This is a genomic window from Bradyrhizobium sp. NAS96.2 (genome assembly GCF_001908235.1).
Lineage (GTDB): Bacteria > Pseudomonadota > Alphaproteobacteria > Rhizobiales > Xanthobacteraceae > Bradyrhizobium.
Map to the genome: position 1 here is coordinate 1 of NZ_LGHK01000428.1, position 2,472 is coordinate 2,472.

Sequence of the window (2,472 nt, forward strand, 5' to 3'; positions counted from 1 at the left end):
CGGGCGAAGGGATACTGTGGCGGGCGAGCGTGTCCGTCGGGCGGGATCTCTTAATCAACCGAGAGTTTTCGCCTTGGCGCCGCACATCTTCCCGAACATCCGGCATTGGCAGGAGCGAGCCGGAGGGATAGGCTTGGTCTTATTGTAGCGAAAACACTTTCAGTTCGTCTCACAGGAGGAGTGCGGTGAGGCTAATTTATATTTCCGTCGGACTCTTGATTGGATTCAGTTGTTCCTCTATTTCCGCCGCCGAGAAGCCAATCGTTGAACTTCTAGCAGCCTGCGATCAAGTTGCGGCTCATCCATTTGATAGGACGCGACCAGCGGGAGTCGCTGGCGTCAGTTCTGAAAAGATCGTCGCACAGGTCGCAATCGATGCATGCGAACGCGCAGCGAAGGTCGCCCCAAAAGATCCCAGGATTGCCCTGCAGCTAGGTCGGGCATATCAGGCCGCAAAGAACGTTGATGCGGCTCGGCTGCAATACGCCAAGGCGTTCGAGGGTGGCAGCGTTCAAGGCGCGGCCAACCTGGCGTCGCTCTATCTGATTGGAGAGGGCGGCATCCCGAAGGATGACGCCGAAGCGCTCCGCCTCTCGAAATTCGCTGCAGATCACGGGAACGCGCAAGGTCAAAACGACCTTGGAGTTCTTTATCTAGCGGGACGTGGCGGGCTTGCCCAAAGTGATAGTGAAGCCGCCCGTCTTTTCAGGCTTTCCGCAGATCAGGGCTTCGCGCCGGCGCAATATAATCTCGGCAGATTGTATCAAACGGGACGGGGCGGCTTAGCCAAGGATGAGTACACGGCCGCCCGTCTATACAGAACGGCAGCAGAGCGCGGTAACGCCTTCGCGCAAGTCTATCTAGGGATCTTTTATCTCGAGGGACGCGGCGGAGTCACCAAAGATGAACGCGAAGCGGGCCGACTGTACAAATTATCGGCCGACCAAGGTAATGCTCTCGGAGAGGCTTATCTGGGGCTTGCCTACGCGCGAGGTCACGCAGGGGTATCAAAAGACGAGCGTGAAGCCGTACGACTTTTTAAGCTTTCGGCTGACCAAGGTAACGCCGTTGGCCAGGTGAACCTCGGGTTTGCCTATGAGCATGGAGCGGGCGGGCTAGCAAGAGACGAGCGTGAAGCTGTGCGTCTCTACAAGCTGTCAGCTGAACAAGGCAACGATCAGGCGCAAAATAACTTGGGCGCTGCGTATTTGCGCGGCTCCGGTGGGTTAACTAGGGACGAGACCGAAGCTGTACGGCTTTATAAGCTCGCAGCAGAACACAGGAATGCGCAGGCGCAGGCGAATTTAGGACTTGCCTATTTGGCTGGGGCCGGAGGACTGCCGAAAGATGTTGTAGAGGCTGTACGGTTTTTCAAAATGTCTGCAGAGGGGGGCAACGCTCAAGGTCAGGCAAATCTAGGAGCTGCATACGAGCGCGGCGATGGCGGGTTAGTAAAAGATGAGCGCGAAGCCGTCCGCCTGTACAGGCTAGCCGCAGATCACGGAAATCGTTTTGCCCAAGCGGCATTGGCCCGTCTCATTGGAGTTCGGCCCGCGGCAACTCAGATAGTGACCGAACTATCCGCGGGCGACGCGCGCGTGAGGATGGTTTCAGGCAATGGGACCTTTTTCGTGCCCGCTCTCATAAACGATACCCTGAAGTTAAACTTCGTTGTTGACAGTGGAGCCTCTGACGTTTCGATCCCAGCCGATGTTGCTCAAACATTGATGAGGACCGGCACGATCAACGAAAGCGACTTTACTGGATCCACAAACCATCGCCTTGCTGATGGTTCGATTGTCTCATCGAGGACATTTATCATCAGATCTTTGAAGGTTGGAGATCGAACGGTGACCAATGTTCGCGCAAGCATCGCGCGCGCCAATGCCCCTTTGCTGCTTGGACAGTCCTTTTTGAATAGGTTCAGGTCTTGGTCGCAGGACAACGTAACCCACGAACTTGTCCTTCAATAAGGTCTCACACTCGCGGGTGATCTCATCGATGTCCTGACTGATCAAGTCACGCCCGAACCCTACACCCTCCCCGTCCAGTGGTAGAGCCATGCATCAAACGATTCGCACCAAACATTCTGCAGCGCGACATACATGGGTGCTGTCGGTCGTCGTCTTCGCGCTGTCAACATCGGTTCCTCTCGCTGAAACGGTCGATGTCAAATATCGCGGCGCGGTCGACCTCAAATCGTTCGCGTGCACCGACATTACCCGTAGCAGCTTTATTCAGCGTGCCTGCTACGACAAGGCGCAGAGCTATAATCGCGCCTTCCTCCAACAAGCCCGGACGCGCGTCACATGGACATAAGGAAAAATGTGCCGAAGGCGAGCAAGCCGAAGGATGCCACGACTACGCCGTCGAACACCGCACAGAGAAGGTCGAGTTCGCGTTCGTCCATCTGACAATCCTATTTGCTCGCGGACTGTTTCTCCCAATTTAATACACCCAGCTTAAGCTCAT

Annotated in this window: 2 protein-coding genes; both read left to right on the forward strand. The window is 55.8% G+C overall.

The genetic code is table 11. The annotated features are described in order from the left end of the window. Positions 1-185: 185 nt before the first annotated feature. Entirely contained in the window at positions 186-1,973 is a 1,788-nt protein-coding gene (locus tag AC628_RS41740; RefSeq protein WP_083633334.1) for a retroviral-like aspartic protease family protein, read from the forward strand. A 136-nt stretch (positions 1,974-2,109) separates the two neighbouring features. Further along, positions 2,110-2,319, forward strand: a complete 210-nt coding sequence (locus tag AC628_RS43650; RefSeq protein WP_143202124.1) for a hypothetical protein — start codon at positions 2,110-2,112, stop codon at positions 2,317-2,319. Positions 2,320-2,472 lie beyond the last annotated feature (153 nt).